This is a genomic window from Paraburkholderia sp. MM5482-R2, assembly GCF_050436125.1.
Taxonomy (GTDB): Bacteria; Pseudomonadota; Gammaproteobacteria; order Burkholderiales; family Burkholderiaceae; genus Paraburkholderia; species Paraburkholderia tuberum.
Genome location: NZ_JBNDLP010000003.1, coordinates 814,445 through 838,376, shown reverse-complemented (window position 1 = coordinate 838,376; position 23,932 = coordinate 814,445). Strand labels below are relative to the sequence as shown.

Sequence of the window (23,932 nt, the reverse complement as noted above, 5' to 3'; positions counted from 1 at the left end):
ATTGGCCTCGCCCCCGACATGTCCACGCCGTTTGCCCCCGTGCTTGCGGATCTCCTGGCGCAGTTTGAGGTTGTGCGGCACCACGCGCCACGCCCCTTGAGCATCGAGCACGACGGTCAACATCAAGGACAAGATCGCGTACTCCGCTTTGCAGAACATTGTCGACTCGATGGTGAAGGGCAATGCGAAGGGCTGGAACGCGTTCCGGACCTCGTGGGCGGCCACGTAATGCACGCACCGCTCGACCTCTGGTGGAATCGCCAGTTCGGACGCCCAGTCCAGATGCAGGGCCGGGCCGCCGACCGACGCTACCGTATCGAACAGGCCCATGAAGGTGATGCGCAGCGGATACGCTGCAGATCCTTCCCGACCCAGCACCGTTCTCCATCTTTATCGACGCACCGCGAATAAGGTGCAGACACGTACGAGACTGAGACCAACGAGGATGATGTCTGTGAACCACACGCGTGATGATTTGCACAATTAGACTTTTCGGGTCGTCGAAATAGCCTAAAGCAATGAGCGCAAGGGAACAGTCGGGTCAGCCAGTTTTGTTGGGTCTAGCGGCTTACGCGTGGTTATCAGTCGTTTGCATGCGCTGATGTCGCGACCGGAGTTCACCGCGGCCACCGCCTGTAACTCCCCAGACTCGCCCAACGCCATCAGGCTGAACGCGCGATCACCGGCTGTGCCTCGCGTCACCAACCTCTGACTGTCAGTAAAAACACCTAGCGTTTGCAGATTACAATCGTGCTGATCGGACCACAGCCAAGGTATTTCCGCATAGCTGTCCGCACCGCCAAGCATGTTTGCAGCCGCAATCGCCGGTTGATTCTCAGCGACCTGCCACGACTCGATGCGCACGTGCCGCGCCATCAGCGGATTAAAGTGCATTGTTACTTCGCCAGCCGCGAAAATCGCCGGGTCGCTCGTTCTGCATTGCGCATCGACGACAATGCCGTTTTCGACGTCCAACTCCGCTTGCGCAGCAAGTTCCACATTCGGCACAACGCCAATGCCGATCACCACCACATCGGCCTCAATATCGCCGTTGTCGGTTTCGATGACCGCACCATCACCATTCGCACTACGTCGAATCCCGAGAGGCTTTACGTTCAGCCGGATATCGACGCCCTTTTCCCGATGCATCGACAGTACAAAATCCCCGATTGCAGCCGGCATCGATCGCTGCAACAGCGCGCCAGCCGGCTCGATCACGACAGCCGTACATCCAAGCGTTGCCGCCGACGCTGCGACTTCGAGACCTATAAAGCCGCCGCCCAAAACCACGACGCGCCGGCGCGGCGCAAGATCTGCACGCAACGCGCGAGCATCGGCCACAGTGCGAACGTAGTGTAGCGTTACGCCCTCCTCGACTGGCCCGCTGAAGCGTCGTACGCGAGAGCCCGTTGCAAGCAGTAGGCACTCGTACTCGAGCGTGGTTCCCTCAGCCAGAGTCACTTCTTTTCGCGTCCGATTGATCGACTCGACGCTCAAGCCTAGTCGCAATTCGATTCGATGATCTCTATAAAACGCTTCGTCGCGGATAAAAGCACGACGCTCCCCTTCGCCACTGGTAAGCACGTCTTTCGACAATACTGGCCGGTCGTACGGCAACTCCGGCTCTGCACCGATCATCACGATCCGCACGTCGGCGTTACGCTCTCGCAGCGATTCCGCTGCGCGCCGCGCCGCATGCCCTCCGCCGACGATCACATAAGGTTTATTCGACATGAATTTCCACCCGGCCGTCGACTATCCGGATTGGGAAACTGCGCACGGCTTCCGTCACCGGCGCACAACGCGGCGCCCCGCTGCGAATGTCGATTAGCCCTTGATGCAGCGGACATTCGACACAACCATCTTCCACATAGCCTTCCGACAAACGCGCATGACCGTGCGTGCACAGATCGTTCAGCGCGAACACTTCTTCGCCGAGCCTGAAAATTGCGATCTGCTTCGAGCCAGAGACAATCGCAACGGGCTCACCTTCCGTATAGTCGTCGAGCGCGCCGAGGGTCTGCCAAACGTTGACCAACTGATCCATTGCAACCTCCTCAGATCGGCGTCGCGAGCAAGGTCTGCACACGCGACGTATCGTAAATCGCGCGCTTCGCCTTGTAGCGCAAACCATCGGGTGTATGCACCACGCGGTCGTAATATTTGCCCGCCTGATACACACCCGACTCGCCGTTGGAAAGCGTCTGGATTACCACGTAGTTGCTTTCCGTTTCGATCACACCGTCTTTCTCACCGGTCACTGTGAGACCCGATGTCATGTGGCGGTAGCTGTGTTCTTCATAGATGTTCGCATTGCGCAGCGACACCACACGGTCCCGCAGCATGCGTTGGTTTGTGCAATAGATGATGCCAACTGGCAGACCCAGGTCCGCGTTTTCCTTCGGAACGATCTCGTACAGGCAGTCTTCGGTAAACAGCGCCGGCCATGCTTCGAGACGGTCGTTGTCGAGATTGTTGATGTACTGGTCCTGCAGCCTGTGCAGTTCGAACCACAGCTTCATTGCATCCATGATGTGTTCTCCGTCGACGTTCAATAGCCCATCAGCTTCTGGTAACCCACCCAGAACTTGCGGATCAGGCTCTCTGTAATCACCGTGTCCTGCTGGTCGGGATTGCCGCGCGACATTTCGATGACCGACGTGGCGTCCGCGTCGCGAATCGTGCCTCGCTGAACGAGTTCGGTGGCTTCCGTGTCTTCCATCGAGATATAGCCCGCGGGGCCGACAAGGTTCGCCTGCTTGAGCCGCAACTCGCGCAGCTCGGGGGTGTCGTCGGTGTAGCCGAAGAAATGGAAAATCAATTCGAAGTTGTTCGGGCCTTTCGCCAGCAACTGACGGGCGACCAGCGTGTTGTGAATCTGCTGGATCACCAGTTGCGGGAAGATCGGTTGGATGTGATTCGTCGTGTCTTCTTCGTATTCGGACACAAGACCGAGAATCGAGTCGTCTTCGAGCGCGAATCCTTCGTCAAATGATCGAATGTTCTGCTGCTTGTATGCGGCCGATGTATCTTCACCGGTCTTCGTCACTGTGATAATGCTGTGAAGGCCGTGCGTTGCATCAGGAATCGACCGTGCCTTCATGCCGACCCGGAAAATATTGAAGGTCGTGTGGAACAGATGCAACATGCTCGCGTGATACGGGTCCTTCACGTTCTCGAAATACAGCTTCCAGTTCGATTTCGAGAATTGACGCGTGCAGCCGAGATACTCGATCGGCTTATGAAAAATACGGTCGATCCACGGGCGCATTTCCGCACCGAGATATTCCGGCAGCGGCGCGACCTCGTCGCTGAACGAGGCGAATACGAGGCCGCGATAGCTGTCGACACGCAGCTTTTTAAGGCTATGATTCTTCGGATCGAAATCCGCCGGCATGCCCGTCATCCCCTTCTGTCCGCGCCGGAACGGCACACCGAGCAGGTTACCGCTGTTGTCGAAACTCCATTGGTGATAGACGCAAGTGTGCGACGTAGCGTTGCCGCGCGCCTTGCGGCACACTGATGCGCCGCGATGTGCGCAGCGGTTCACCCATGCCGACAGGCTGCCCTCTTCGAGGCGGGTGACGACCACCGGTGTGTCGCCGACGAAGGTGCTCTTGTAGTCACCTGGGTTCGGGATTTCAGCTTCGAGTGCAACGAAATTCCACGTCGGGCCTCGAAAGACGCGTTCCTGCTCGCGGTCGTAGACGGCTCGCGAGCTAAATACCTTGTAAGGTACCCGGGAACCATCTTCGCGCGGAAACTTGACAAAGTCAGACTCAGGCATGCCCAGCGGAAGCAGGCGTGATTCAACCATTTCCATGGTGGCTTCTCCAGTTTGAGGGAGTGGGATTCCCCAGAAGTTCTTGATCAAGCGACGAGCTCAGGCTATCGGCTCGGCTAGAATCTCTTCCGGATGCCAAGCCGCAGAGCGAGCTGATTCTGCGAACTCGAAGGGGAAAGGACCGGGGCGAGATCGGCTACGGCGCCGCCACCCGCGCGCATGTATGTTGCGGACGCGTAGACGTCCGTTGCTTTCGAAAGAAGGTAATCGACGCTGGCATCGACCTCGTTATAGTGCGGCGATTTCCCCGTTGCCGATACATTGCCTAGTGTGTAACTGTATGCAGCGCCCAATTGAAGCGTTGGTGTGACCATATAGCTGGCCACAAACTCAGCAATATTGAATGTCACGTGGCCATTGATCTTGGCTCCGAGTGTGGGATCAAGGCCGCCGAATTGCGTGTGCGTCCAATCAGCGGTAAATCGGGCGGAGCCGATCGTATAGGCGGCCGCAAGAGCAAGCACCTTGTAGCTACTAGCCGCGAGACCGTAATTGCCATTGACTGTGTTATTCGGCGTCCATACGCCTTCAGGTACGGCCACTGCTGGATGGTCGATCGACGTGTAGGCTCCGACCAGTTGCAGACTCCCGCCTACGTATTGAAGAGCAAAAGATTTCGCGCTGGTCTTTTTAAAGTCACCTGGAACACCGCCGAAGCTATACATCGCAACACCGGTCAAACCAGCAATCTTCGGCGACACATACTTGACCGCATTGTTGAGGCGAAAGTCGATGCCGTTATTGTCCAGGTCGCCCGGGTGGGGAAACAGAATGCCGCCCGGCAACGTTCCGTTTGCGGACAGTGCTCCGATATAATCGCCCACCGCTTCGCCCTGCCGGCCTAATGTGAACGTACCGTAACGATCGTTCGACAGCCCGACATAGGCCAGCCGACCAAACAGGCGTCCGCCTTGACTGAGCGTACCGGTATTGACGTTGAATCCGTTCTCCAGGCGAAAAATGGCCGACGTCCCGCCACCCAGATCCTCAGCCCCCCTAAGGCCCCAGCGATTGCCCTGGGAAATGCTGCCTTGCATCTGGACAGCGCTCTTGCCACCCTGATTGCTCGTCCACGTGAGCCCGTTGTCGATAATCCCGTACAGAGTCACACTACTCTGAGCAAAAGCCGCGCTGCTCACAAGCGACATACCTAGAAGAACAATGAGCCGTTTGTTCACGACTATTCCCTTTTTAAATTTTGCCAAAATACGGTTCGGACGCCGAAGTTCATTTAATAGATTTTGGACAACAGATAGGCATCCATTTCTCAACCGTGAGTTTGAAAATCACTGAGGCTGAACGAACCTTGATCCGCCGAAACCGCAATCGTCCAGGAGACTCTCTGATCGATTTTTTTTGATTCTTGTGCGCGGATACTTGCTCGGTATTAGATCGGCTTATTTGCGCTGGTTTGCCAATTTCGCATCAGCGAATTGCTCGGCAGACTCTCGTCGATCAATTTCTTCGCCGTTGCAATGCCGGCAACCGGGAGCCCCGTGGGGTCAAGCAACCCGATCTGCACGAGCACGGATGCCTGATCCCAATAGATATGCTCGTTGTAGAGCTTGTCGCCCCGGAAGTGCACAACCGCGAGCATTGGAATTTCGAAGTATTTTCCGGTAGGCGACAGCCCCGGGAGCAACCAGTCGATTTCGCGATCATGCGTCGCGCAGAATACGAACTCATCCACGATCCGATCGGTACCGATCGTTCGCGAGACCGGAATGAGTCGCGTGTCAGCCGGGTTAGCATCGACGAAGTGGTATTTATAAAACCGCTTCAGTTGGTCATGGCCTACGCCACCCGTCATGGTCGGAATGTGGTTGACGTAGGGCGAGGCGATCATCGTTGGCATGATGGCGTTCACGTCACGAGTGGCAAATTCGTAGTGACAGTGCGATTCCCATAGCGAATCCAGGTCATATATAGGCCCTAGTATCCTGCGCAACATTGAGAGGCTGCGCGAGTACGCCATCATTGCGGCGGGCTTGTCGAAATGCTCGCGCTCAGAAGTCGCAAACGCGTGATCGCAACCGGCATAGACATATTGTTCGATCGCAGCGTTTGAGCTAAGCGCGGCCTGAATCTTCTCGCGGGTTTCCTGGGGACAAAAGGCGTCCTCGCCAGCAAAGTGAAACACCATCGGACAGCGGATCGACGGCACCTCGTGCAGGTAGGCGTCCAGCCCTACGCCGTAGTAGCTGACGGCACAGTCCACATCTGTTCTTGACGCCGCAAGCATCGCCAGTTTTCCTCCGAGACAGTAGCCTAGAGCCCCAATCTTGCTGCCATGTTGCGATAGTGCGCGCAACGCCTTGGCGGTGGACTGGATATCGGCGACCGCGAGGTCAATGGATAGTCGCTCGTTGTAGTCAAGCGCTGCTGCAAAGTCCTCGTCGCTATAGCCGAGCACGACACCGGGTTTCATCCGCCAGAACAGGTCGGGCACCACGACTACATACCCTTCTTCAGCGAATCGGTCGGCCATGGACTTCATATAGCCGTTGATGCCGAAGATTTCCTGCAGCAGGATCAATCCGGGCCCGGAGCCATTTTTGGGCTTTGCAAGGTAAGCGGAAAACGCTTGCCCATCCTCTGCGCTAATCTGGATATATTCGCCGTTCATGATGCTTTCCTTTTGGTCTGGGGTATTTTTACGTCCATATTTGTGGGGATTCAAAATCCTGACAGGCTTTCCTGCAAGGCTCGGCGGTCCGCCGCCAAACCCGCTGCTACTTGCTGCGCCATGCTCCCAATGTAGACTTCGTCGGGACCGTCCCGCAACGCAGCCAGGGCCTCTTCGATGGCCTGCTCGGCCGGAATCTTCGGAGGCGGAAAATCTCGACTCATATCAGTGTCAATCGCACCCGGCAAAAGCGCGAGCACGCGCACACCATAAGGCGTCAGCTCAGCTCGCACGCCTTCCGTCATGCGCAGTACGGCAGCCTTAGATGCACACAGTGACGCCATGGACGGCAATGCAACCCGAGCGAGGATTGACGACACATTGATAATCGCGCCTCCCTCGCGCTTCATGGCCGGCGCAAACGCCCGGATCATGTTGAGCGTTCCAAAATAGTTGACTTCCATCTCGCGCCGCGCGGCATTCAAATCGCGCGCGCCAAGTAGCGGCTCGACGTGATTGATGCCCGCGTTGTTGACAAGCAACGTGACATCGCTGGCAAGAGTTGCCGCTTGCTCCACCTGCGCCAGATTCGTAATATCCAGCGTGACCGGCACAACACGCGCGTCCTGCAGCGTGACCATCGAAATGTCTCTGGCTGCTGCGTAGACCTTGCGCGCGCCTTCGTGGAGCAGGCTTTTTACAAAGCACGCTCCTAGACCCCGATTTGCGCCAGTAACGAATGCCACCGATCCCTCAATCTTCATGTCTATCTCCAAACCTTCTCTTCACGTTCCAGCGCTTGAGACGGATAGCGGCCAACCTCACGACGCATGCGCCAGAATGCGATTCTCGCCGTCCATTTCAAGCCGCACCGAATTGCCAGATTCCAGCGGATGCTCCAGGCGAGCCACAACGACCGGACCGGCGCTCGTTATAACGCTGGCGAGATAGACTTCACGAACATCGTCTGCTCCGACGCGGTGACGCACAACGGTCGACTCTCCTACGGTGCCGTCGAGGACCACGCGTTCAGACCAGTCACTGCCGCCACACGTAGGGCAGAAATATCGCGAAGGGAACAGCGTCGATCCACACGTCTCGCACTGAAATACTTTAAGTGTCATCGCACACCTCGTAGCTCGCGCTCAAGTACGACCGCGTTGGCACACATGCCATAACGGTATTCGACCATTCCGTACCCGCTCACGACCGCCAATCTGGCATCTGGAATCTGCCGTGATCCCGCGGCGCCACGTAGCTGCCCAATAGCCTCGACGAGACCGTGCATGCCGCCCGCGGCGCCAGCTTGACCCGCTGATAACTGGCCGCCCGAGGTATTGACAGCAAGCTCGCGCGACGCGATGCGGGAGATCAACGAGCGCAGATCCCCGTCTGGAGCGAAACCGAGATCCGCAAGCTGCGCAAGGACCATGACGGGGTAGTCGTCGTAGACCGACACCAAATCCATCTTTTCGGGCGCTGCGAGCGATTGCTGCCACAGCCGTTCGGCGATCACTTTAAGTGATGTCTCGCATCCATCGCCCGCCTGATGGTCTGCGTTGTAGAGGCATTGCAGACCCCGCACTCGCACGTTCACCGATTGACGTACAAGGTCGGCGCGCGAGACGATCACTGCATTAGCGCCGCACACAACCGGAACGCAATCGAACCGGCATAGGGGATCGGCGACCATTGGCGCTTCGAGGTAATCGTCGATCGTTAACCGGGAGCGATAGACTGCCAGCGGATTCAATGTCGCCCACTCGCGCTGTGCTACACATAGGGCGCCGTAGTCCCGTCGAGTCAAATCGTGTTGCTTCGCGTGGCGCTGCGTCAGCATCGAGAAAAGACTGTTTGGACCTCCATTCTGGAGCGGCCGCAACAGGTTGCGCGTCGTCAGGTTGTAATGCTCCACAAGTTGCTTGAAGTCGGCCGGCTCGAAGCGATCGCCAGATACCAGCGCAACGACGTTCGCGTCGCCATGCTGTATCGCTCGAATCGCATGCTGAAGCAGGTTAATGGCGCTCGCACCACCATGGCAGTCGTCCATGCACCAGCGTGGGCTCAATCCCAGCCGCCATGCCATGTCAATGGCATGATCCGGCCCAAGGGTGAAAGACGCCACGCCCAAACCATCGACGTCTTTCGCCGAGAATCCCGACTGTCCGAGCGCCGCAGCAAACGCCTGTGCAAGCAGATCCGCGGTCGACTCTGTGGTCGCTTGACGCTGGTACTGGATCTCCACGCCAGCCGTGAGCAAAACGTCGTCAAAATCGCTGGGTTGCATGGACGTATCCTTAAGGTCACTTGTTGGCAGACACGCTGGGCCGTGTTTCCCGAGTGAAAAGCAGCGAGACCACAGTCACCATGGACAGCCCTATCATCAGCAGCGCGACCGGCCATGCAGCGTGGTAGTGCGCAAGCAACGCAGTCGCTACCAGCGGAGACAACCCACCGGCAAAGACCGAAGCGATTTCGTGGCCTAATGCCATACCCGAGTACCGGACTTCAGTGCTGAAAAGTTCACCCATCAGACTGGGCTGGGTGCCTATCATCGCGCCGTGGCAGACCGCGTTGCCGAGCAGAAACGCAAGCCAGATCAGCGCTGGAATTTGCGTGTCGATGAGCCAGAAGAAAGGAAATGCGATAACCACGAATCCAGCAGCACCGATCATGTAGACCGGCTTGCGGCCAATCCGGTCCGACAGGCGTCCCCACAGGAGCATCGTCACCAGTTCGAGGCTCATGGACACGATGACGCCAGCGAGCATGACCTTGTTGGATATGCCGATGAACTTGCCGTACACGAGCGAGAATGCGAGCACGATGTACGACCCCCCGTTCTCCGCGACCCGCAGGCCCATGGCCATGAGGATTTCCTTCGGGTGCTTGCGAATGACCTCGAACACGGGCATACGAGCCTTTTTGCCGGCGGCTTCGGCCTTCGCGAATTCGGCGCTCTCCGGCAGCCTGGAGCGGACATACACGCCGACACCAAATATCATGATCGACAGCAGGAAAGGGATGCGCCATCCCCAACTCATGAAGGCATCTTTCGGCAGCAACTGCACGAGAAAGAACACAGCCGCCGACAACACGAAACCACCGCCGACACCAATTTGGCTCCAGGCTGCGTAAAAGCCTCGTTTCTCCTGGGGTGCCGATTCGCTGATCATCAGCACGCCGCCGCCCCATTCGCCGCCTGCGGCTACGCCTTGCAACAAACGCAAGACAAGCAGCAGCGCAGGTGACCAAAGTCCGATCTGTGCGTACGTCGGCAAAACACCGATCATGAACGTAGCACCGCCCATTATGGACAATGTCCATACCAACGCCGTCTTACGACCGTACCTGTCCCCGATATGACCAAACAGCGCGCCTCCGAACGGCCGTGCGGCGAACCCCACGGCAAAGCCCGCGAACGCAGCAAGGGTGCCGAGCAGTGGATCAGTACCCTTCGGGAAAAATAGCGATCCAAATACCAACGCCGCGGCCGTGCTATACAGAAAGAAGTCGTACCATTCGAGAGCATTGCCCATGACGGACGCAAAAACGATGCGCTTCAGCGACTTGGCGTCGACCTGATCAGGGAGCGCATCGGCAGCATTCGCGGGGTGAGTGGTCGCTGCGGAAAACGTATGCGGGGTTGCCATCTAATTCTCCAGATGTACATCGTTAGTGCGTTGAGACTCGCAAATGCTGCAGCGATATCGAAACCACACCGAAGACAGTTGATGAGAAGCCGGCTCGGATCAAGGACGTTTCAAGCGGTATCCCGATGTCTCGAGATCCCATGTCGTTTCGGTCACACCTATTTCCCGAAGCTTGAATTTTTGGATCTTGCCGTTCTCAGTCTTCGGCATGTCCTCCACAAACGCGAGAAAACGCGGCACTGCGAAATACGGCAAGCGCGGCTCGCAATATCGAATCAGATCAAGCGGCTCCAGCGCTTCGCCTGCCCTCAGGACGACCACCGCCATCACGTCGTCCTCCGCAAGCGGAGACGCCACAGCAAAGACTGCCGCCGTTTCGACAGATGGATGGCTGAGCAAAACCTGCTCGACTTCGAACGAAGACACGTTTTCACCGCGTCTACGGATGGCATCCTTTTGACGATCAACGAACCGGTAGTAACCCTCAGCGTCGCGCACGACGCGATCACCCGTGTGGAACCAGAGGTTTCGCCAGGCTTCAACGGTTTTTTCAGCCATGCCGAGGTAACCGCTCGCAAACGCAAATGGAGCGTCGGCTCGCAGAATCAGTTCGCCAGCCTCTCCATCTGGAACCTCTTGGTCGTTCTCGTCGACCACACGCGCATCAAAGCCCGTCGCGAGTTTGCCCATATAACCGGGCCTTTGGTTTCCCATACCTCCACTGATCACGCAGTTCGTCTCTGTCGATCCGTATCCGTCGACCAGGCCAATTCCGCAGCGCGTGGTGAATTCCGACTGGAAGTGCGCCGGAACGCCGGGAGCTAACGCGACACGTACGCGATGTGCCTGCTCGTTCGTCGTTGCGGTACGCCCGAGAAGAATTGGCACCATCGCGCCGAGAACGAATGTGACGGTCGCCCGTGTCTCAACCAGCGCGTCGAAGAATCCACTTGCGGAGAAGCGACGGTCGACGACAAGCTCGGCGTCGTGGATCAACGCCTGGAAAAAGCTGTTCAATGCATTCGTGTGGAACAGTGGAAGGCACGTGTATAAGACATCGCCCGAAGCAACGCCAAGGTCGCGCGCCGTATACCGTCCCCACCAGTAGAACTGCGCATGCGGACAGATCACACCTTTCGATAGTCCGGAGGTGCCGGATGTATAGAGCACGGCAAAAGGATCGCCATCTGAAAGGTCCGCAGCATCGACGGGTTCGCCAGCCGGTGGCATCGGGCTCGCACTGATTCGTGCTGGCACGGATTCGGCTGGCTCCGTAGCTCCAACCAGCCAAATTGCTTCTAAAGGAAGGTCCTGCACGTCGAGGGCTTGAACGGCGTCAACCAGACTCGACTCCGCCACCAGGAGCCGCGCACCACAATTGCGCAGAATGTGTTCGAGTTGAAACCCTCGAGAAGCCGTGTTAATTGGAACCACGACAGCCCCAAGCCAGCCGCAGCCAAGGACGATCTCCAGGAACTCCGTGCGATTGCCGCAGAGCAGTGCAACGTGGTCGCCACGTTTGACACCATGCGCCGCAAGCGATCCGGCTCGGCGCGCGGCAATGGCTATGGCATCGTCACCGGTCCACGTTGTTCTCCTGTCGGAAAAGAGGGGGCGACTTCCGTCCCGCGCCACCCTCGCGGCGAGCAGCGCCGGGAGGGTACGGTCTGTCGCAAACGCCGACTCCTGAAAGCTTTGCTGGGCATCTGTCGTATCAATAATTGCCGTTTCCACAACTGTCTCCTATGCATGTAACGCAGTCTAGGAGTGGGTAAAATATCGGTCAAATTGATCAATTTGCAGTCCCCCATAGATATGAATGATTTTGAAAGAATCGATCTGAATCTGCTCAGGGTGTTCAGCGTGATACTCGACGAGCGCAGTCTGACGCGCGCCGGGGAGAAACTCGGTTTGTCGCAACCCTCGGTCAGCTACTCATTGGGGCGCTTGCGAGCGCTGTTCGACGATCCACTATTTGTTCGGACACCCGGTGGCATGATGCCTACCGCCAAAGCGTCGCGACTCGCGCTCCCCCTTGGGGACGCAATCGCGGCAATCCGGGAGACGCTCAGTCAAAGGGAGCAATTCGATCCACTAACGAGTTCGCGCGAATTCCGGCTGGCAATGTCGGATATTGGCGTGCAGGTCTTCGTGCCGCCTATCTGTGAGAAGTTGCAGGTTGTGGCGCCCAGACTCAGGATTGCGGCGCAACTGGTCCCGGTGGATGAAGTCGAAGAACGTCTGCGGCTAGGTCACCTTGACTTTGCTATTGGGAACCTGTCTGCGCTGAAGCCCGTCGCGAATTCGGCACTGCTATTTCGCGAACAGTACGTATGCATGACGCGCAAGCGCCCTGGGTTGCCCGCTCGCCAACTTTCACGAGAAAAATTTCTTGAGCTATCACATGTCGCTGTCGATTCGACCGACAGGAGCCACGTCGAAATTAACGACTCATTGCACGCCCATGGCTTGCACCGGACCATCGCTTTGCGCGTGCCGCACTTCACCGTGATTCCCCAGATTCTTCAACATACGGACTGGATCGTGACATTGCCGCGCGGCGTCGCACGAGCGCTGAATCAATCCGGGCAATTCAGGATATATCCTCTACCAGTCGACCTTCCGGAAATCACGTCAAGGGTGTACTGGCACGCGGCCTTCGAGAAGGACGAGGCCAATCGTTGGTTTCGCGAATTTTTGATCGAGACGTTGCCTTGGATTCCTCCGTTGTCAACGACCCGTTTGACGAGGCCGAAGCAGTGAGCCGATGAAGGACGAAGTCTCCTTCAACAAATGTTGTTAACAACGCGACCCGAAGCGATCCGGCGGTCACACCGCCCCCTTAATCTGCGGCACGCGTATTTCGGGTCCGTTTTGGCACATTGATGCCGCTTCGGGTAGGCGCGTCCATCCCATTACTCTTGACGTTAGCTCGTTGTATTGCTGACCGCCGCGGAGTGGGTGGTGCACCAAGTGGCAATTCGACCCGCACCATACGACAGGTTAATCTGAAGGTTCTTTGGCATGTTCTGAACGTCGACCACGGCACGATCGACGACATGTCTCGTGACGCGGTGGGGGTCGCCAACGAGTGCTTGTCGGATGACGGACTTGACTCCGTCGCAACCAATGACAGCGTCGGCCTGATAGCGCTCACCATGCTGGTCGATGACGACAACACCTGACGCCGTCTGGTCGAAGGTGCGAACTTGCGTGCTGGTCTTGAACTTGATGAGCGGGTTCCAACGCTACTGAACAAGCTTCGAACCACAGCACCCAATGCCCGGGTTCAGATTTCCCACATCTCAGCTGAAACACCGCAACTTTTAGCGAAAGGCGAACTGGAACTTGCTGTCGGATTCATGCCTCAACTGGAGGCGGGGTTCTATCAGCAGAAGTTTTTCGCACAGCGTTATGTTGTCTTGGCGTCATCGAATCGTGGACGGGGACGCGCAAGGATGACTCTGAAATCGTACCTTGATGCCCACCCGTCGATGCGCCGAGGTTTGATGTCAAGCAGCATTGGCATGCACGGAACCATCATGACCCGGCGCATCGCTGGACGCGGGCACTTCTCGCCAAGCTTTTCCTCGACGGCGCCAGCAGGTGACGCTCTCTTGGGCGATATCGGAACCATATGCCTTACTAGCTGCTATTACAGCCTGACCGCATGAGCAGCGGTACATTGCACCCTCGTGCAGTCCAAGGTATGACATTAGAACTTGTGGCGAATACCGATGCGAACGAGCATGGTGTGATTGTTCGAGGAATCGCCTTGGTTGTCGATGTTAGCAACTGCTGGCGTGCCGAGCGAAGATGTCCCGGATGCCCGTTGCCATCCAGCACCGCCATATAGGTCGGTCCGCTTTGAAAGGAGGTAGTCCACCAGGAATGCGACCTGATTGTAGTGCTGATTGCCGACGATACTACCTTTGGAAGTCGTCACGGCTCGAGCATTGAGATAGTCATACGCAATGCCGGCCGACAGAGCGGGCGTGAATCGATAGTTGAATCCAATGTCGAAGTTATTGAATATGGCTGTCCCATTGGAGAACTCAGCGCCAAGGTTGGCGTATTGCGCGTTGGAATACGATGCCGCTAACGTCAGGTTACCGATTACATAGTTCGCGCCAACGACTGCCGACTGGTAAGCTTGAGCAACTGAGTAGGCTTTGTTTAGCGAGAACGCGAGTGGACTCGCACCGTTTCCGTATGCTGTAAAGAACCCGCTCCCGGCCGTTGATGTGGGGTTTTTGAAATAGTCGAACGCAGCCGCAATCTTGAAGGGTCCGTGCGTATAGCCGGCGCCGACCGAGTACCCCGAAGTCGAGGTGAAGTTTCCAGGGACGCCACCGAAGCTGTATTCCGCACCAAAGGTGAAGCCCCTAAAGTCGGGACTCATGTACCGTGCAGCATTGTTAAGACGTACCGAGTTTCCTGCGTTATCGAAGTCGCCCGGGTGGGCCGACACCGAAGCACCTACAACAGCGTTTGCCGTGAGGAATTCGGGGAAGTACCAAATCATGTCGTACTGGCGACCAAACGTCACGGCACCGTAGTCAACACTGCTGAGCCCTACGAAAGCCTGACGTCCGAACAAGAGACCGCCTTGGCCAGACGAGCCATTTTGAAGATTAATGCCGGACTCAAGGGTGAAGACTGCGCTCAACCCTGCGCCCAAATCTTCTTTGCCGGTAAGACCCCATCGACTACCGACAATACCGGAGGCCGAGTCGAACCAGACTCTTCTCCCGCCATTGTAATTGGTTTGATACTGGATGCCCTGGTCGAGCCAGCCATACAGAGTGACGCTGCTCTGAGCATGCGCCGATGAACACACTGTACAAACCAGTGTGCCTACCAAGAGCGCTACTTTCCTTTTCATTTCGTCTCCGATTTCTAATACCGTCGCCGCGCCGAGCGTGACGCTCTGCCGATTCTCTCACCATCTGTCACGCTGGTTAGCATCGGTTGTTTCGTTGACGGCTATGGGTTAGACCTATTCGGTCGAATTTCCGCAGTCCCCACCGACTTGATGCGCTGTATCTTCTGGACAGCTACGCGATCAGCGGTACAGTTTTTGGTCTCCAACGGATGCACCGAATCGAAGATGCATCACACCAATTTGACCGTATCCATGAATGCGAGTCCATACAACCGCTTCGATATACACATTCGATTTTCTCGATAACGTTCGAGCCATTTACAGACGACGATTTCTCTGGAAGCGAACATCGACAATATGGGTTGCTGAATAGTCAAACCGTGACCATCCTCGATGCAAATGTATGCCTCGAGTCGTCTCGTGGGCTCGCACTACTACGGCATATAACTGCGACCCCTCACGTCGATAACGTCTCTTGAAAGTGATTGAGGGCTGCTGCCTGCAGCAGGCAGCAGTTTCTTCTTCATCGCGGCGACGCGCTCTATGGGCGCTCTCCATGGAGAGCCACCGCTTGCTCGCGCGCCGCATTGATTGGCGCCCTGGCCCCATGAGTAGGAGGGAATATGTAGGAACCGAGACTCAACACGCAGACAATTCCTGCAGCGATGAGCCCCATGAGCACGAGGACCACGCCGTCATACGATTTGAACGTGTCGTAGCTCTTGCTGATGAGCAACGTGCCAGCGGCCCCGCCCCATGCGAAAGTCATCCATACGGAGCCGGTCACGCGCCCGAACGAATGGATAGGGAAATAGCGGCTTACGAGGTAGGTGATGACATCGCCTTCGGCGCCCAGTCCTATGCCCAGTAGCACTGCTCCAGTCGTGATGATTGGCAGCGCTCCGCCATGGACTATCAACCAGATGCCAACCATGGCCGCAACGAAAATTACGGATGTGACGAACGGAGCAAAGATGCGGTCGACGAAGAAGCCAGTCCCAAGGCGTGCACACACGGAACTGAAACCGACCGTTGAGAGAACCCCGCCTGCGACCGCGGGAGCGTAGCCCCGGTCAGTGAGAATTGGGAGAATCTGCGACGTCACGCCGAACGTTGAGAACGAGATAAGCCCGATTGCAGTGAAGAGGAGCCAGAAGTTCCGGTTGCGAAGGAACTGAAAAGACTGACTCGCGTCGATTGCGCTTTTGCTCTTGCGTTCGGCCTCAAATCCCTCCGGAACGCGCACCAGCAGAAGCAGGCAAAACACCGGAATGAGAGCTGCCATCAATCCAAACGACACGTACCCGGTTCGCCAGCCGAATTTCTCGAGCAACGGAACGGCAATAATCGGAACAAGCATGCCACCAATTCCGTTTCCGGAGTTGATAATTCCGAGAGCCAAGCCGCGCTGTTTGTCGAACTGGGCACAGACGGCGACAGCGTATGGAACCATGACAGCCGCCGAGCCGAAGAACCCAATAACTACGAAGATGGCTAGAAAAATCGGGAAACTTGGCGGAATGAGCGACACTGCGGCTATGGACAGTCCAAAAAGCGAAATCATCAACCCGGTCGTCCATCGGGCGCCCCATTTGTCTATTGCGGCTCCAATAAAACCGATGCCAAATCCGTTGCCGATGGTATAGGCAGTAAGACCGAGCGCAACGGATGTCCTCGACCATCCAAATTCCTGTCCTATCGCTTTAGCGAAGATGCCAAACATAAAGGCCGCGATAGTACTCGACCCCAGCAACATTGCCAGTGTCCCGCCAGCTACGCTCCACCACCTGTTATGAGCGTTATTGAACATCGTCTCCTCCGTTGTATAAATTGCACAGCCCCAGCTACGCTGGTAGCGTATCACCCGGATTCTCAGTAGATTATTAATATGTAGTACTACGTTTATTGCCTTGATTGCCGGATATCGCAGTGGTCCTCTGACCGACAATTACTGCAGCTCGAACGACAGTTTGAAAGCTACCGAACCGAGAAGCTCCGCGAGCACTTTCTCAGCACGATACCGTGACCTTCCGTATCTACATGTTCGCGTAGTTTGGCCCTCCTCCACCCTCTGGAGGAACCCACACGATATTTTGCGAAGGGTCCTTAATGTCGCAAGTCTTGCAGTGCACGCAGTTCTGCGCGTTGATTTGCAGGCAGTCACTGCCGTCGTCGCTCTTCACGAACCCGTAGACCGCTGCCGGGCAGAAGCGCGCCTCTGGACCGGCATAAGTACTCAAGTTCACCTTGACAGGCAAGCTCGCGTCTTTCAACGTCAGATGTACGGGCTGATTCTCCCCGTGATTAGTGTTTGAAATAAAGACCGAGGAGAGGCGGTCGAACGTGAGCTTCCCATCAGGCTTCGGATAGTCGATGGGCTTGCATAGCGACGCTGGTTTGAGCATCTCATGGTCACGATGTTTGTGATGCAGCGTCCACGGCACCTTGCCCTTGAGCAGCTTCTGTTCGATGAACACCATCGGAGTGCCTATATACAAACCCTTGCTCATCCACTGCTTAAAGTTGCGCGCCCTATACAGTTCCTTATGTAACCACGAGTCCTTGAACGCTTCAGGGTATGCCGTGAGTTCGTCGCTCTTTCGCCCGGCATGGACCGCCTCGAATGCTGCTTCGGCGGCGAGCATGCCGGACTTGATAGCGGCGTGGCTACCCTTGATGCGCGATGCGTTCAAAAAGCCTGCATCGTCGCCGACGAGTGCGCCACCATGGAACACGAGTTTCGGCAGAGATATCAGCCCACCTGCGGTAGTCGCGCGCGCACCGTATGACACCCGCTTGCCACCTTCAAGGTACTCGCGGATCGCCGGATGTGTCTTGTAGCGTTGGAACTCCTCGAATGGCGACAGATACGGATTCGAGTAGGCGAGCCCCACGACGAAGCCAACCATCACCTGATTGTTGTCCATGTGATAGAGGAACGAGCCGCCATAGGTGTTATTGTCGAGCGGCCAGCCTGCGGTGTGAATGACGAGGCCCGGGCGATGCTTCTCTGGTTCAATCTCCCAAACCTCTTTGATTCCAATGCCATAGACCTGCGGGTCAGCGTCCTCGCCAAGCGCGAGCTTCTCGTTGAGTTGACGCCCGAGATGACCACGTGCGCCCTCACAGAAGAGCGTGTACTTCGCATGTAGCTCCATACCGAGCTGGAAGTTCTCGGTTGGCTCGCCGTCCTTTCCGACACCCATGTTTCCGGTAGCAACACCCTTGACCGTGCCATCACCATTCCAGAGGATTTCGGTCGCAGGAAAGCCCGGAAAGATTTCGACGCCCAACGCTTCGGCCTGCTGGCCGAGCCAGCGCGTGACATTCGCGAGGTTGACCACATAGTTCCCGTGGTTCTTGAAGTTATCCGGAAGGGCCCAGTTCGGGATGGGTCTCGCGCTAGTTTGGGTAAGGAATAGGAACTTGTCTTCGGTAACGGGCACGTTCAGCGGCGCGCCCAGCTCCTTCCAGTCAGGGACGAGTTCATTGAGCGCCCGTGGGTCCATGACTGCGCCCGAGAGGATATGCGCGCCGACTTCCGAGCCCTTTTCCAGCACGCAAACGCTGGTCTCGACACCTCGCTTTTGTGCAAGCTGCTTCAGGCGGATTGCCGCGGACAGGCCGGCCGGCCCGGCGCCGACGACGACGACCACGTCGTATTCCATGAACTCGCGATTTTCAGCATATTCCATCGTCTACACCACTTCATCGTCAGGGTTTCGGGTTGATATCCGAGATCGGTTAAGCACTTCCGTCGACCAGCACCGTGTCCCGCTATCTACCATTTCCCAAAGAGGGTCGGTCAACGAAGCCGACGCTCGGTCATTCGCGCACGCTGCGGGTGCGGAATTTCAACCGGATTCCGGCTTTCGCCGTCAATCAGAACCAGAATCACGGCAGCGACTGCGACACATATTCCATCCGAGAAAAGGCCTTGTATCAGCTTGCATGACGTCTTCCCAACATCAAGAACTGCCGTCCCGACTGTCACCGGGTCTGGCCAGTGCAGTTCCCGGAGAAAATCTATCGTCAGTGATGCTGTGACGAAGATTTGGCCTCTCTCCTCGATTTCCGACACGAATCGTGAACGTCCTGTCTCGAAATAAGCGCCGATTGCAAGGTGATTGACATGCCCAAGCTGGTCCGTGTCGGACCAACGCACCGTGTCGGTAGACCAATGCGGGTATGCGTGCTCTTCCTCACCTTGTCGTTTCTGCCTCGTCATATCTCTTGACCTTCCCGGATTTGGGGAATTCGATTGGAATTGTGTTGCACTGTAGGGAGAGGCTGAATTGGTCAGGCCTCGACATTGCCGTCAACGGGCAGAAATTGCGGCGACTATCTCTGGCACTGCGGTGAACAGGTCACCCACGAGACCATAGTCAGCGACGGCAAAGATGGGAGCTTCCTCATCCTTGTTGATTGCGACGATGACCTTCGAGTCCTTCATACCGGCAAGGTGCTGGATTGCGCCCGAGATGCCCACCGCAATGTACAGTTGGGGCGCGACAATCTTGCCGGTCTGACCTACCTGGTAATCGTTCGGCACGTAACCTGCATCGACCGCCGCGCGCGAGGCGCCCAGTGCGGCGTTGAGCTTGTCCGCGAGAGGCTCGAGGACCTTGGTGTAGTTCTCTGCGCTGCCCAGGCCGCGTCCGCCGGCGACGATAGTCCTCGCGCTCGTGAGTTCCGGACGGTCGAGCTTCGTCACTTCGCGGCTGACAAACTTCGAAAGGCCACTATCGGCGGCCGCTTCAATCTTCTCGATCTGAGCGGTCCCGCCCTCTGAAGCGACCGCGTCGAATGCAGTCATGCGCACCGTGATGACCTTGACCTGGTCAGCAGACTGTACCGTCGCAATGGCGTTGCCCGCATATATCGGTCGTTCGAACGTATCGGCGCTGTGCACGGCTGTGATTTCGCTGATTTGCGCGACATCGAGCTTTGCTGCGATACGCGGCGTGACGTTCTTGCCCGCGGCCGTCGCCGGCGCCAGGATGTGCGAGTACGCGCCCGCGATGGAGAGCACCGTCGCTTCCACGTTTTCAGCGAGACCCGCTTCGAGCTGCGGCGCGTCGGCAAGAAGTACCTTCGAGATGCCAACAAGCTTGGCGGCCGCGTCCGCAGCGGCCTGCGCATTGTGGCCCGCGATCAACACGTGCACGTCGCCGCCAATCTTCTGCGCAGCCGCGACGGCGTTAAGCGTCGCTGCCTTGATGGACACGTTGTCGTGTTCGGCGATTACGAGATTCGTCATGTTTCATTCGCTCCTTACAGCACCTTCGCTTCAGTATTCAGCTTCTCGACCAGCGTCTTCACGTCCGGAACCTTGCTCCCCGCGACTCGCTTCGGCGGCTCTGCCACCTTCAAAGTCATCAGGCGCGGCGTAACGTCGACTCCAAGGTCCTCGGGCTTGATGGTCTCCATCGGCTTCTTCTTCGCCTTCATGATGTTCGGCAGCGTCACATAACGCGGCTCGTTCAGGCGCAGGTCCGTCGTGACCACGCCGGGGAGCCTCAGCGACAGGGTTTCTGCTCCGCCGTCGACTTCACGCGCGACGGTAACCTTGCCATCGGAGATGGAAATCTTCGAAGCGAAGGTCGCCTGCGGCAGATTTGCCAAGGCGGCGAGCATCTGACCCGTCTGGTTCGAATCGTCGTCGATGGCCTGTTTACCCAGAATCACCAACTGCGGCTGCTCCTTGTCGACCATCGCCTTGAGCAACTTCGCGACCGAGAGCGGCTGCAGGTCTTCGTTCGACTCGATGAGAACCGCGCGGTCCGCGCCGATAGCCAGCGCCGTACGCAGCGTTTCCTGACATTGCGTTACGCCCGCCGACACGGCGATGACTTCCGTCGCTACGCCCGCTTCCTTCAGGCGCACAGCCTCTTCGACGGCAATCTCGTCGAACGGATTCATCGATATCTTCACGTTACCCAGCTCGACACCGGTCTGGTCCGTTTTCACCATAACCTTCACGTTCGAGTCCACAACTCGCTTCACGGCAACCAATATCTTCATTTCATTTCCTTAAGCATTTCTAATTAATCAGAAACGACAGAAAGTCTGTCCCCGCCTTCCCGTTACAAAAACTGCTTCCTTAGTGCGACCTTATTGACCTTGCCCGTGGCCGTCGTCGGAATATCTTCGACGATTCTCACCGTCTCCGGGAGCGACCAACGTGCGATGTGGGGACGCATGAATTCGATAATCTCCTTGCCTTGCAGCGTGGCGCCAGGACGCAGAGCGACTAGCAGCATCGGCCGTTCGCCCCAACGCTCATCGGTCACGGCGATTGCAGCCGCGCGTTCAACGTCCGGATGGCGCATGGCCACGGCCTCAAGCTTGGCGGAGCTAATCCATTCCCCACCAGACTTGATGACGTCCTTCGCGCGGTCGACGATTTGGACATAACCGTATTGGTCAATCGTCGCGATGTCGCCGGTCACCAGCCAACCGTCAGCATCCAATGCGGCGCGGTCGGGTTGGTTGATGTACGTGTGGGGCGCCCACAAACCACTCACGCGCAGATGCCCAGCCGTCTTCCCATCGCGGGGTAACTCTCGACCATGTTCGTCGACAATGCGCAGGTGCATGCCGAATATTTCGCGACCCGTCTTGGTGCGATAGGCCATCTTTTCCTGCTCGGGCAATTTGTCATGACCTGGCTTGAGCGTCCCGCTACTCGCATTCGGCACTTCGGTCATACCCCATGACTGGGCCACGTCCAGGCCATAGCGGAGCATGAGTGCGCTCAGCAGCTTCGCGGGGAGAGGTGAGCCCGCAGAGAACGCGTGACGTAGCGTGAAGAATCGCTTGTCGTTCTGGTCGAGCCAATCGACAAGGATTTGCCAGATTGAAGGCACACCGGCGACACGCGTGACGCGTTCGGACTCGATAAGCTCGTAGAGACTCGCTGGCTGCATGTCGCGGCCAGGAAACACCACCTTCGAACCCGTCAGCGGGCCCATGAAGGGGAAATTCCACGCATTCGCGTGGAACATCGGCGCGAGCGACAGGAGAACTTGCTGCTCACCGTTGGGGCCGCCGGGCATGTTCGCTGACGTGCCAATGAGCGAGGAAAGCAGCAACGACCGATTGGTGTAGGTGACGCCCTTGGGGTCGCCTGTGGTACCCGAGGTGTAGCAAATCACCGCCGGCGCGCGTTCATCGAAAACCGGCCACACAAAGGTCTGGTCCCCTTCGTTGACGAGATCCTCGTAGTAAAGCACATTGGGCAGCTTCGCGTCGGGTACGTCACCCTTTTGCCCCATCGCAACGTAGACCTGCACGCTTCTCAGTCGCGGCGCGATTTCCTCCACGAGCGCAAGCGTCTCGCTGTCAAAAAACAGCACTGTGTCGTTTGCGTCGTTGATGATGTATTCGACCTGCGACGCAAAGAGTCGCGGGTTGACGGTGTGCAGGGCGGCACCCGTCCCCGGAACTGCGTAGAACAATTCGAAATACCGAATCGTGTTCCATGCGAGCGCTGCCAGTCGGGACTCAGGTCCGAAACCACGCGCCACCAATGCCGACGCCAAACGGCGTGAGCGCAGCTCAGCTTCAGCATACGTTTCGCGACGAATTTCGCCAGATATCTCCCGAGCTACGACCTCGGTATCGCCGTGGCATCGTGATGCATAGGAGAGCACGCTCGAAAGAAGCAAATGCTCATCAAGTGGAATACCACTCATTTACTGTCTCCTCAGCCTCATCATTGTTTTCTGCAAGGGGGCGCGCGCCGTCGGCGCGAGGAAGGCAAATGCTTAACGCAAGTCCTTCTGGCCGTACCCCAGCAGGTGACGAGCGATGATGAGGCGTTGTACTTCACCCGGTCCTTCGTAGATGTCGGAGATGCGAGCATCGCGGAACCACTTCTCCGCCAGGTCGGCTTCGGTCAGCGAGCAATTCCCGAGTAGCTTGAGGCAACCCTGGGTGATGTTGCGCGCGGCCATGCCGCCCATCGCCTTAGCGGTCGACGCTTCAACCTTCACGCCGCCCGTTTTGTCCTCAAGCCATTTTGCGCGCACTACGCTAAGCCATGCAGCCTCGTACTCCGCCTCGAGGTCCAGCAAACGCTCTACGAGAGCGGATTGGTTCCCCATGCCGCCGCGGTAGTCTGGCGTGACGCCGACCTCGGCGAGCTTTTCTATCGTGAAGTCCAGCAATGCACGGGAGGTCCCCAAGCCGAAAGCGGCGACGATGGGGCGAGAAAAGTTGAAGACCTCGAAGACGGTCTTGAAATTGGCCTTTACATGATTGAACGCCGGAAGGCGACAATCCTGAAAAACCAGGCCTGCCGTGTCTTCAGCACGAATGCCCATTTTCTTGACCTGCGGGCCGACCGTAAAGCCAGGCGTGCCCTTCTCGACCAGGAAGGTCGTCAGACCCAAATCTCCGGTCGCATCCTTGGCCCGCGCGAACAGCATGACTGCGTCAGCGTCCTCTGCGTAGGTGATGAAAATTTTCTCGCCGTTGATGACCCACTCGTCTCGCTCCGCGTCGTAGACCGCATTCGTCGTCACTCGTGCAGGGTCCGAACCTGCACCGGGTTCTGTGATGCCGATGGCAATCCGCGCTTTGCCCCAGCGCTCGAGCTGTTCAGGGGAGCCGACGCTCTCGAGCACATAATTTCCGAGACTGATTTGCGGCACGCGCAGCGGCACCACGTCGCCGCGGAAAAACTCCATGTGAAGGAGCGCTTCGACAATCGCCTTGCCACTAATCTGCTCACCCATTTCGAGGCGCTGCATGAACGGGTCGGGGCGGCCGGCCGCTTCCTTCAGTTCGCGCGGGGGAACCTCGTTCTCGTTGTGGTCATAGTAACGCGCATAGTTGCGAGCGAGAAGCGCCTGTTCCCTCGCCTCGTTGACGAGCATTTTGTCGCCGTCTGACAATTCAAAGTCAATCATCTCAACCAT

21 protein-coding genes and 2 pseudogenes are annotated in these 23,932 nt (G+C 57.3%); 2 read left to right on the top strand and 21 right to left on the bottom strand.

Features of this window, described 5'->3' with window-relative positions; all coding sequences use genetic code 11:
* Nucleotides 1-195: 195 nt before the first annotated feature.
* From OKW37_RS25980 to OKW37_RS25925, 12 genes and pseudogenes are all read right to left on the bottom strand, one after another.
* Nucleotides 196-348 (bottom strand): annotated as a pseudogene (locus tag OKW37_RS25980) (phospholipase effector Tle1 domain-containing protein); the annotation flags it as partial.
* 162 nt (nt 349-510) lie between these two features.
* Nucleotides 511-1,734 carry an anthranilate 1,2-dioxygenase system ferredoxin--NAD(+) reductase gene (andAa, locus tag OKW37_RS25975; protein WP_429402621.1) on the bottom strand — a complete coding sequence of 408 codons (1,224 nt, stop codon included), beginning with the start codon at nt 1,732-1,734 and terminating at the stop codon, nt 511-513.
* Nucleotides 1,724-2,047, bottom strand: a complete 324-nt coding sequence (andAb, locus tag OKW37_RS25970; RefSeq protein WP_429402620.1) for an anthranilate 1,2-dioxygenase ferredoxin subunit AndAb — start codon at nt 2,045-2,047, stop codon at nt 1,724-1,726. Before andAb ends, andAa begins: the two co-directional genes overlap by 11 nt.
* A gap of 10 nt (nt 2,048-2,057) precedes the next feature.
* Complete coding sequence (gene andAd, locus OKW37_RS25965) at nt 2,058-2,531, bottom strand: anthranilate 1,2-dioxygenase small subunit AndAd (RefSeq protein ID WP_429402619.1); 474 nt, start codon at nt 2,529-2,531, stop codon at nt 2,058-2,060.
* A 20-nt stretch (nt 2,532-2,551) separates the two neighbouring features.
* The gene (andAc, locus tag OKW37_RS25960) at nt 2,552-3,823 is read right to left on the bottom strand and encodes an anthranilate 1,2-dioxygenase large subunit AndAc (RefSeq protein WP_429402618.1); all 1,272 of its coding nucleotides are present in this window, start codon (nt 3,821-3,823) and stop codon (nt 2,552-2,554) included.
* 77 nt (nt 3,824-3,900) lie between these two features.
* Nucleotides 3,901-5,022, bottom strand: a complete 1,122-nt coding sequence (locus tag OKW37_RS25955; protein WP_429402617.1) for a porin — start codon at nt 5,020-5,022, stop codon at nt 3,901-3,903.
* Nucleotides 5,023-5,231: 209 nt separating this feature from the next.
* Complete coding sequence (locus OKW37_RS25950; RefSeq protein ID WP_429402616.1) at nt 5,232-6,470, bottom strand: dienelactone hydrolase family protein; 1,239 nt, start codon at nt 6,468-6,470, stop codon at nt 5,232-5,234.
* Nucleotides 6,471-6,520: 50 nt separating this feature from the next.
* Nucleotides 6,521-7,234 carry an SDR family oxidoreductase gene (locus OKW37_RS25945; RefSeq protein WP_429402615.1) on the bottom strand — a complete coding sequence of 238 codons (714 nt, stop codon included), beginning with the start codon at nt 7,232-7,234 and terminating at the stop codon, nt 6,521-6,523.
* Nucleotides 7,235-7,291: 57 nt separating this feature from the next.
* Nucleotides 7,292-7,594 carry a zinc ribbon domain-containing protein gene (locus tag OKW37_RS25940; protein WP_429354649.1) on the bottom strand — a complete coding sequence of 101 codons (303 nt, stop codon included), beginning with the start codon at nt 7,592-7,594 and terminating at the stop codon, nt 7,292-7,294.
* Nucleotides 7,591-8,757 (bottom strand): thiolase family protein, encoded by a 1,167-nt coding sequence (locus OKW37_RS25935; protein WP_429402614.1) that lies wholly within the window; start codon nt 8,755-8,757, stop codon nt 7,591-7,593. Before OKW37_RS25935 ends, OKW37_RS25940 begins: the two co-directional genes overlap by 4 nt.
* Nucleotides 8,758-8,773: 16 nt before the next feature.
* On the bottom strand, nt 8,774-10,123 hold the full coding sequence (locus OKW37_RS25930) for an MFS transporter (RefSeq protein ID WP_429402613.1): 1,350 nt from the start codon (nt 10,121-10,123) through the stop codon (nt 8,774-8,776).
* A gap of 99 nt (nt 10,124-10,222) precedes the next feature.
* The gene (locus OKW37_RS25925) at nt 10,223-11,842 is read right to left on the bottom strand and encodes an ATP-dependent acyl-CoA ligase (protein WP_429404284.1); all 1,620 of its coding nucleotides are present in this window, start codon (nt 11,840-11,842) and stop codon (nt 10,223-10,225) included.
* Nucleotides 11,843-11,938: 96 nt separating this feature from the next.
* Here OKW37_RS25925 and OKW37_RS25920 point away from each other — a divergent pair, with 96 nt between their 5' ends.
* Nucleotides 11,939-12,886 carry a LysR family transcriptional regulator gene (locus OKW37_RS25920; protein WP_429404282.1) on the top strand — a complete coding sequence of 316 codons (948 nt, stop codon included), beginning with the start codon at nt 11,939-11,941 and terminating at the stop codon, nt 12,884-12,886.
* A 171-nt stretch (nt 12,887-13,057) separates the two neighbouring features.
* On the opposite strand, the pseudogene OKW37_RS25915 reads toward OKW37_RS25920, so the two are convergent.
* A pseudogene (locus tag OKW37_RS25915) lies at nt 13,058-13,365 on the bottom strand (FAD-dependent monooxygenase); the annotation flags it as partial.
* Here OKW37_RS25915 and OKW37_RS25910 point away from each other — a divergent pair.
* Nucleotides 13,333-13,797: a LysR substrate-binding domain-containing protein gene (locus OKW37_RS25910; RefSeq protein WP_429402612.1), complete on the top strand. Its 465-nt coding sequence runs from the start codon at nt 13,333-13,335 to the stop codon at nt 13,795-13,797. The pseudogene OKW37_RS25915 and the gene OKW37_RS25910 sit on opposite strands and share 33 nt — an antisense overlap.
* 41 nt (nt 13,798-13,838) lie before the next feature.
* On the opposite strand, the gene OKW37_RS25905 is transcribed toward OKW37_RS25910, so the two are convergent.
* The 8 genes from OKW37_RS25905 to OKW37_RS25870 form a co-directional block, all read right to left on the bottom strand.
* Nucleotides 13,839-15,008: a porin gene (locus OKW37_RS25905; RefSeq protein ID WP_429402611.1), complete on the bottom strand. Its 1,170-nt coding sequence runs from the start codon at nt 15,006-15,008 to the stop codon at nt 13,839-13,841.
* A gap of 541 nt (nt 15,009-15,549) precedes the next feature.
* On the bottom strand, nt 15,550-16,818 hold the full coding sequence (locus OKW37_RS25900) for an MFS transporter (protein ID WP_429402610.1): 1,269 nt from the start codon (nt 16,816-16,818) through the stop codon (nt 15,550-15,552).
* Between the two features lie 226 nt (nt 16,819-17,044).
* The gene (locus OKW37_RS25895) at nt 17,045-18,703 is read right to left on the bottom strand and encodes an electron transfer flavoprotein-ubiquinone oxidoreductase (RefSeq protein WP_429402609.1); all 1,659 of its coding nucleotides are present in this window, start codon (nt 18,701-18,703) and stop codon (nt 17,045-17,047) included.
* Between the two features lie 110 nt (nt 18,704-18,813).
* Nucleotides 18,814-19,236: an acyl-CoA thioesterase gene (locus OKW37_RS25890; protein WP_429402608.1), complete on the bottom strand. Its 423-nt coding sequence runs from the start codon at nt 19,234-19,236 to the stop codon at nt 18,814-18,816.
* Nucleotides 19,237-19,326: 90 nt separating this feature from the next.
* Complete coding sequence (locus OKW37_RS25885; RefSeq protein ID WP_429402607.1) at nt 19,327-20,268, bottom strand: electron transfer flavoprotein subunit alpha/FixB family protein; 942 nt, start codon at nt 20,266-20,268, stop codon at nt 19,327-19,329.
* Between the two features lie 14 nt (nt 20,269-20,282).
* Nucleotides 20,283-21,032, bottom strand: a complete 750-nt coding sequence (locus OKW37_RS25880; RefSeq protein ID WP_429402606.1) for an electron transfer flavoprotein subunit beta/FixA family protein — start codon at nt 21,030-21,032, stop codon at nt 20,283-20,285.
* Nucleotides 21,033-21,094: 62 nt separating this feature from the next.
* A complete protein-coding gene (locus tag OKW37_RS25875; protein ID WP_429402605.1) occupies nt 21,095-22,705 on the bottom strand; it encodes a long-chain fatty acid--CoA ligase in 1,611 nt (536 codons plus the stop codon).
* A 72-nt stretch (nt 22,706-22,777) separates the two neighbouring features.
* The gene (locus tag OKW37_RS25870) at nt 22,778-23,923 is read right to left on the bottom strand and encodes an acyl-CoA dehydrogenase family protein (protein WP_429402604.1); all 1,146 of its coding nucleotides are present in this window, start codon (nt 23,921-23,923) and stop codon (nt 22,778-22,780) included.
* Between the last annotated feature and the right edge of the window lie 9 nt (nt 23,924-23,932).

Coding starts and splice junctions, on each gene's coding strand:
- andAa (WP_429402621.1), bottom strand. CDS start 1,734: ATGTCGAATAAACCTTATGTGATCGTCGGCGGAGGGCATGCGGCGCGG.
- andAb (WP_429402620.1), bottom strand. CDS start 2,047: ATGGATCAGTTGGTCAACGTTTGGCAGACCCTCGGCGCGCTCGACGAC.
- andAd (WP_429402619.1), bottom strand. CDS start 2,531: ATGGATGCAATGAAGCTGTGGTTCGAACTGCACAGGCTGCAGGACCAG.
- andAc (WP_429402618.1), bottom strand. CDS start 3,823: ATGGAAATGGTTGAATCACGCCTGCTTCCGCTGGGCATGCCTGAGTCT.
- OKW37_RS25950 (WP_429402616.1), bottom strand. CDS start 6,470: ATGAACGGCGAATATATCCAGATTAGCGCAGAGGATGGGCAAGCGTTT.
- OKW37_RS25945 (WP_429402615.1), bottom strand. CDS start 7,234: ATGAAGATTGAGGGATCGGTGGCATTCGTTACTGGCGCAAATCGGGGT.
- OKW37_RS25940 (WP_429354649.1), bottom strand. CDS start 7,594: ATGACACTTAAAGTATTTCAGTGCGAGACGTGTGGATCGACGCTGTTC.
- OKW37_RS25935 (WP_429402614.1), bottom strand. CDS start 8,757: ATGCAACCCAGCGATTTTGACGACGTTTTGCTCACGGCTGGCGTGGAG.
- OKW37_RS25930 (WP_429402613.1), bottom strand. CDS start 10,123: ATGGCAACCCCGCATACGTTTTCCGCAGCGACCACTCACCCCGCGAAT.
- OKW37_RS25920 (WP_429404282.1), top strand. CDS start 11,939: ATGAATGATTTTGAAAGAATCGATCTGAATCTGCTCAGGGTGTTCAGC.
- OKW37_RS25905 (WP_429402611.1), bottom strand. CDS start 15,008: ATGAAAAGGAAAGTAGCGCTCTTGGTAGGCACACTGGTTTGTACAGTG.
- OKW37_RS25900 (WP_429402610.1), bottom strand. CDS start 16,818: ATGTTCAATAACGCTCATAACAGGTGGTGGAGCGTAGCTGGCGGGACA.
- OKW37_RS25895 (WP_429402609.1), bottom strand. CDS start 18,703: ATGGAATATGCTGAAAATCGCGAGTTCATGGAATACGACGTGGTCGTC.
- OKW37_RS25890 (WP_429402608.1), bottom strand. CDS start 19,236: ATGACGAGGCAGAAACGACAAGGTGAGGAAGAGCACGCATACCCGCAT.
- OKW37_RS25885 (WP_429402607.1), bottom strand. CDS start 20,268: ATGACGAATCTCGTAATCGCCGAACACGACAACGTGTCCATCAAGGCA.
- OKW37_RS25880 (WP_429402606.1), bottom strand. CDS start 21,032: ATGAAGATATTGGTTGCCGTGAAGCGAGTTGTGGACTCGAACGTGAAG.
- OKW37_RS25875 (WP_429402605.1), bottom strand. CDS start 22,705: ATGAGTGGTATTCCACTTGATGAGCATTTGCTTCTTTCGAGCGTGCTC.
- OKW37_RS25870 (WP_429402604.1), bottom strand. CDS start 23,923: ATGATTGACTTTGAATTGTCAGACGGCGACAAAATGCTCGTCAACGAG.